5 protein-coding genes are annotated in these 6,554 nt (G+C 68.1%); all 5 read left to right on the forward strand.

The features are described 5' to 3' along the window. Positions 1 to 52 precede the first annotated feature (52 nt). Entirely contained in the window at positions 53 to 1,729 is a 1,677-nt protein-coding gene (locus HX774_RS15865; protein WP_178828352.1) for an FAD-binding dehydrogenase, read from the forward strand. Between the two features lie 24 nt (positions 1,730 to 1,753). Continuing rightward, a complete protein-coding gene (locus HX774_RS15870) occupies positions 1,754 to 2,632 on the forward strand; it encodes a bile acid:sodium symporter family protein (RefSeq protein WP_178828354.1) in 879 nt (292 codons plus the stop codon). 72 nt (positions 2,633 to 2,704) lie between these two features. After that, positions 2,705 to 3,235: a PadR family transcriptional regulator gene (locus HX774_RS15875; RefSeq protein WP_178828356.1), complete on the forward strand. Its 531-nt coding sequence runs from the start codon at positions 2,705 to 2,707 to the stop codon at positions 3,233 to 3,235. A 69-nt stretch (positions 3,236 to 3,304) separates the two neighbouring features. Next, positions 3,305 to 4,909: a M20/M25/M40 family metallo-hydrolase gene (locus HX774_RS15880; RefSeq protein ID WP_178828358.1), complete on the forward strand. Its 1,605-nt coding sequence runs from the start codon at positions 3,305 to 3,307 to the stop codon at positions 4,907 to 4,909. Positions 4,910 to 5,059: 150 nt separating this feature from the next. Then, the gene (locus HX774_RS15885; RefSeq protein WP_178828360.1) at positions 5,060 to 6,505 is read left to right on the forward strand and encodes an aldehyde dehydrogenase family protein; all 1,446 of its coding nucleotides are present in this window, start codon (positions 5,060 to 5,062) and stop codon (positions 6,503 to 6,505) included. The last annotated feature ends 49 nt before the right edge of the window (positions 6,506 to 6,554 follow it).

Consider the following 6,554-nt stretch of genomic DNA (forward strand, 5'->3'; position numbering starts at 1 on the left):
CGTTTCATACTGACACTCATGTTAGCCGTGTGACAGCAGCGGAGCTATAGGTATGGACGCGGACGTCATCGTGGTGGGCGGGGGGCTGGCCGGACTGGTCGCCGCCCATGAGTTGATCAAGGCCGGCAAGCGGGTGGCGCTGGTCGATCAGGAGAACGCAGCCAATCTGGGCGGCCAGGCCTTCTGGTCGTTCGGCGGGCTGTTCCTGGTCAACTCGCCGGAGCAAAGGAAGCTGGGCGTGCGCGACAACGTTGACTTGGCCTGGCGGGACTGGCGCGGCAGCGCGGGCTGGGACCGGCTGGCAGGACCGTTTGCGGAGGATGAGTGGGCGGTGCAGTGGGCGCGCGCCTATGTCGAGTTCGCCGCCGGCGAAAAGCGCGCCTGGCTGAAACAGCATGGGATCAGCCTGACCCCCATGGTCGGCTGGGCCGAACGCGGCGGGGGGCAGGCCTTCGGCCACGGCAATTCCGTGCCGCGCTTTCACGTCGCCTGGGGCACGGGGACGGGTGTGTCCGAGCCCTTCGCCAACCGCGCGCGAGCGGCGGCGAAGGATGGGCGGCTGACCTTCCACCACCGTCGCCGGGTCGATCAACTGCTGGTCGAAGGCGGCCGCGTCACAGGCGTGGCGGGCGCGATCCTGGCCGCCGACGCGGCGCCGCGCGGTGCGGCCTCGAACCGCAACGTGGTCGGCGACTTCACCCTGAGAGCACAGGCCGTCGTTCTGGCCTCGGGCGGCATCGGCGGCGACCATGACAAGGTGCGCCGCTTCTGGCCCGAGCGGCTGGGGTCGCCGCCCAAGTCGATGATCACCGGGGTTCCCACCTATGTCGACGGGCGGATGCTGGACGTCGCGGGCGACGCCGGGGGCCGGCTCGTGAACCGCGACCGTATGTGGCACTACGTCGAGGGCGTGCAGAACTGGGACCCCATCTGGCCCAGGCACGCCATCCGCATCCTGCCCGGGCCGTCGCCGCTGTGGCTGGACGCCCTGGGGCGGCGGCTGCCCGCGCCCGCCCTGCCCGGTCACGACACCATGGCGACGCTGAAGCACCTGCGGACGACGCCAGACCTGGCCGAACACGACCACTCCTGGTTCATCGTCAGCCAGAAGATCCTGGAGAAGGAGTTCGCCCTCTCGGGGTCCGAGCAGAACCTCGACATCACCGAGCGCAAGCTGCTGAAGGTGCTGATGTCGCGGCTGGGCAGGGGCGCGCCGCCCGCCGTCGACGCCTTCAAGCACATGGGCGCCGACTTCGTCTTCGCCGACGATCTGGAGACCCTAGTCGCCAAAATGAACGGTCTGACGGAACGGCCCCTGCTGGACCCGGCTCTCGTCCGTCAGCAGGTCGAGGACCGCGACGCTCAGATGGACAATCCCTACACCAAGGATTTCCAGGCCATGAGCATCCACAACAGTCGCCGCTACCTCGGCGACAGGCTAGCGCGGACGGCGCCGCCGCACCGGCTGCTGGACCCCAGGGCCGGGCCGCTGATCGGGGTCAGGCTGCACGTCCTGACTCGCAAGTCGCTGGGCGGGCTTCAGACCGACCTGTCGAGCCAGGTGCTGAAGGCGGACGGGACGCCATTCGAGGGACTATACGCCGCAGGCGAGGCTGCGGGCTTCGGCGGCGGCGGATTACATGGTTACAATGCGCTGGAAGGCACCTTCCTGGGCGGGTGCATCTTCTCGGGCCGGGCGGCAGGGCGCGCCCTCGCCGGTCGGGTCTGAGGTTTCTCGGGGGAGAATGACGTCATGGATTCGCCATTGGCCATGATCGGCCTGCCGGTCGCCCTGGGCGTCATCATGTTCGGCCTGGGGCTGGACCTGACGCCCGGCGACTTCGCCCGCATCGGCAAGCGGCCCAAGGCGGTCGCCCTGGCCCTGGCCTGTCAGCTGCTGCTTCTGCCCGCCGTCTGTTTTGGGCTGGTGCTGCTGTTCCGCCTGCCGCCGGTTCTGGCGGTGGGGATGATGCTGCTGGCGGCCTCGCCCGGCGGGACCACGGCCAATCTCTACAGTCACCTGTTCCGGGGCGATGTGGCCCTGAACATCAGCCTGACCGCGATCAACTCGGTCATCGCGGTGCTGACCCTGCCGGTCATCGTCAACCTGTCGATCGCCTGGTTCCAGCCGGGCGACATGACCGTGGGGCTGCAACTGAAGAAGACAATCGAGGTCTTCATGATCGTGCTGGCGCCGGTCGGTCTGGGGATGCTGGTGCGCGGCTTCAAGCCCGGCTTCGCCCGCGCCATGGACAAGCCGGTGCGGCTGGCCTCGGTCGTCATCCTGACCCTGGTGATCGCCGGGGCGGTCGTGTCCAACTTCGCCGTGCTGAAAGACGACTTCATCGCCCTGGCCGGCATTGTCGTCAGCTTCTGCATTCTCAGCCTGGGCATTGGCTTCATCGTCCCGCGCCTGTTCCGCATCAATCGCGAACAGTCGATCGCCAGCGCCTTCGAGGTCGGGCTGCACAACGCCACCCTGGCCATCGTCATCGCCGAGTCGGTGCTGGCGGTGCCGGACATGTCCCTGCCCGCCGCTGTCTATGGGGTGCTGATGTTCCCGCTGGCGGCGGTGTTCGGGCTGCTGATATCGCGCAAGGACGCGCGCAGGGCAGCCGCGGTCGAGACATGAGCCCTTAGGCGGGGTGGCCTTGGCGAGGTTCCCGACTAAAGTCCGGCCTCAACGACCACCGCCGAGAAGCCGATGTCCCTGCCGCACGCCCTGCTGACCGCCCTGACCGAGCATCCCGGTTCGGGGTCCGATCTGGCCTGCCGGTTCGACCGCTCCATCGGCTACTTCTGGCAGGCGACGCATCAACAGATCTATCGCGAACTGGCCCGGCTGGAGGCCGCCGGATGGATCGAGGCCCTGCCGACCGAAGGCGGTCGCGGGCGCAAGCGCAGGTACAGGGTATTGCCGGCCGGGCGCGGCGAACTGGAACGCTGGGTCGCGGAACGCCAAGGCGTCCTGCCGATCCGCGACGATCTGATGGTGCGGTTGCGCGCAGAAGCCGTCGTCGGCCCGACCGACCTGATCGAGACCCTGGAACAGTTGGCCGCGCAGCACCGCCAAAAGCTGGCGACCTATCAGGCCATCGAGGCCCGCGACTTCCCGCAAGCCCCGACCGCCAGAGGCCAGAAACTGCAGCACCTCGTGCTCAAGGCCGGACTGACCTACGAAAGCCAGCGCATCGCCTTCTGTGAAGACGCCATCGCCATCCTGCGCGCCGACTAGCTTCACGGTTTGCAGCGCGCCGCTTCATGGCGTCATATGCCCCCAACACTAGTTCCTGGGGGTTTTCACATGAAACATCTGCTCGTCGGGCTGTCCGCCCTGTGCATCGCCACGCCTGCGCTGGCCCAATCGGTCGACCGGGTCGCCATCAACGGCATCATTGATCAGGGTCTGAACCACAGCGAGGTCATGCAGACCGCCGCCTATCTGACCGACCGGATCGGCGGGCGGATGACCAACTCGCCGCAGATGCGTCAGGCCGAGCAATGGAGCCAGCAGCGCTTCCGCGACTGGGGCCTGTCGAACGTCCGCGCCGAGGGCTTCGAGTTCGGCCGCGGCTGGTCCATCGTCCGCTCCAGCGCCCGCATGACGTCGCCACGGGCCATCGAACTGCGCGCCATTCCCGTGGCCTGGACGCCCTCGACCAACGGAACCATCAGCGCCGGCGTCATTGTCGCCCCGATCACCAAGGTCGAGGACTTCGACAAGTGGCGCGGCAAGCTGGCCGGCAAGATCGTCATGCTGTCCCTGCCCAACACCGGCTCAGAGCCGACCGAGCCGGCCTTCCGCCGCTGGACCGACGCCGAACTGCGCGACCGCAACACCTACGTCCAGCCGCAGCACAGTCACGTCCCCGTCGAACGTCAGCTGAAGATGGCGGAGTTCGCCGGCCGCCTCGACGCCTTCCTGGCCGAGGAAGGCGCCCTGGCCTGGGTGAAGATGTCCCAGCGCGACGGCGGCCTGCTGCACGGCACCGGCTACACCTATCAGGTCGGCGCCACGCCCAAGCTGCCCGGCATGGAGATCGCGGCCGAGGACTATCGCCGCCTCGCCCGCCTGGCCCTGACCGACACGCCGCCGACCCTGTCGCTGCTCAGCGAGGTCCAGTTCCACGACGAAGACGTCAACGCCTACAACATCTTGGCCGACATTCCCGGCACGGACCGCTCGGGCGAATACGTCATGGCCGGGGCCCACCTCGACAGCTGGGTCGCCTCTGACGGCGCCCAGGACAACGCCGCCGGCAGCGCCGTCGTCATGGAGGCCGCCCGCATCCTGTCGCAGATGAAGGTCAAGCCCAAGCGCACCATCCGCTTCGCCCTGTGGAACGGCGAAGAGCAAGGCATCCTGGGGTCGCTGGCCTATGTCGAGCGCTACCTGGCCACGCGCGCACCCGCGACGGACCCGGCCCTCGCCGCCCTGCCCAGCAACCGCACCTGGCGCAACCGCTGGCCGGTCGAGCCGCGCCCGGGCTATCGCGACTTGGTCGCCTATTTCAACCTGGACAACGGCTCGGGCAAGATCCGCGGCATCAACGCCGAGGGCAATGTCGCCGCCGCCCCGATCTTCCAGGAATGGCTGGCCCCGTTTGCCAGCATGGGCGCCACCACGGTTTCGCTGCGGCCCTCGGGCGGCACTGACCACGTCTATATGCAGACGGTGGGTGTGCCGGGGTATCAGTTCATCCAGGACCCGCTCGACTATTCCAGCCGCATACACCACACCAGCATCGACAGCTATGACCACCTGAAGCCGGAGGACCTGCGTCAGGCGGCGGTGATCCTGGCCAGCTTCCTGCTGAACGCGGCCAACCGCGACGCCCCCCTGCCGCGCATGCCCCTGCCCACCCAGCCGACGCCGACCGATCCGTTCGAATACCCGGCGGCGGACTGAGACTGATCCCAAACGCAAAAACCCCGCAGCGCAAGCTGCGGGGTCCCTGCCGCCGGTCCAGGGTTGGGAGAGAGCATCCAAATTTTACGGCTTGTCGTACCCGCCCTTCATGGGCGACGACGGAACGAAGTCTTCTCAAGGATCGCCCGCATGACGACCGCCGCCCTTTCGCTCAGCCACTGGATCAACGGCGAACGGGTCGCCGCCGACCGACCGGCCGAGAGCCTGAACCCGTCGGACGTGCGCGAGGTCGTGGCGCGCACGCCCCAGGGCGGCGCGGCCGAGGTGGACGCCGCCGTGGCGGCTGCGAAGGCCGCCTTCCCGGCCTGGTCGGAGGCTTCGCCCGAAGTCCGCTCCGACGTGCTGGACCGGGCCGGAACCCTGTTGATGGAGCGTCGCGAGGCCGTCGGCGAACTGCTGTCGCGCGAGGAAGGCAAGACCCTGGCCGAGGGCATAGGCGAGACCGCCCGCGCCGCGCGTATCCTGAAGTATTTCGCTGGCGAGGCTCTGCGCCTGCACGGTCAGAACCTGGCCTCGACCCGGCCCGGTGTCGAGGTTCAGACCTATCGCCATGCGGTCGGCGTCTATGGCCTGATCACGCCCTGGAATTTCCCCCTCGCCATCCCGGCGTGGAAGGCGGCGCCGGCGCTCGCCTTCGGCAACACCGTGGTGCTCAAGCCCGCCGGCCACACGCCTGCGACCGCCGAAGCTTTGGTCGCCATCTTGCATGAAGCCGGCCTGCCTAAAGGCGTGCTGAACATGGTGGTCGGACGCGGCGACGTGGGTCAGGCCATCGTCGATCACGTCGATGTCGACGGGATCAGCTTCACGGGCTCGCAAGGGGTCGGCGCAGGCGTCGCCGCCGGGGCCGTGGCGCGTCAGGCGCGCGTGCAACTGGAGATGGGCGGCAAGAACCCACTGATCGTGCTGGACGACGCCGATCTGGAACGCGCCGTCGCCATAGCCCTGGACGGCAGCTTCTTCGCCACCGGCCAGCGCTGCACCGCCTCCAGCCGCCTGATCGTGCAGGATGGCATTCATGACCGCTTCGTCGCCCTTCTGGCTGAACGGGTTGCGGCGTTGCGCGTCGGCGGCGCGCTTGATCCCAATACCCAGATCGGCCCGGCGGTGTCCGAGGATCAGCGCGAGACCTCCTACCGCTATATCGACATCGCCCGTTCGGAAGGCGGTCGCATCGCGGCGGGCGGAGAACGGCTGGCCCTCGATGCACCCGGCTGGTACGTCCAGCCGACCCTGATCGCCGACACCGACGCCGCCTCGCGCATCAACAATGAGGAAGTTTTCGGGCCTGTCGCCTCGACCATCCGGGTCAAGGACTACGAAGAAGCCTTGGCCGTCGCCAACGGCGCCGAGTTCGGCCTGTCGGCGGGCATCGTCACCCAGTCGCTGAAATACGCCCGCGACTTCCAGCGACGCGCCAAGGCGGGCATGACCATGGTCAACCTGCCGACCGCCGGGGTCGACTATCACGTGCCCTTCGGCGGCACGAAGAAATCCAGCTACGGCGCGCGCGAGCAGGGCTTCGCCGCCGCTGACTTCTTCACCCAGACCAAGACCAGCTACAGCGCAGGTTAAGCGCACAGGGATCGCGGACCAGAGCGGAGCCGCGATCCCTGTGCGCTTA

Origin of the sequence: Brevundimonas sp. P7753 (assembly GCF_013386595.1) — a bacterium.
Taxonomy (GTDB): Bacteria; Pseudomonadota; Alphaproteobacteria; order Caulobacterales; family Caulobacteraceae; genus Brevundimonas; species Brevundimonas bullata.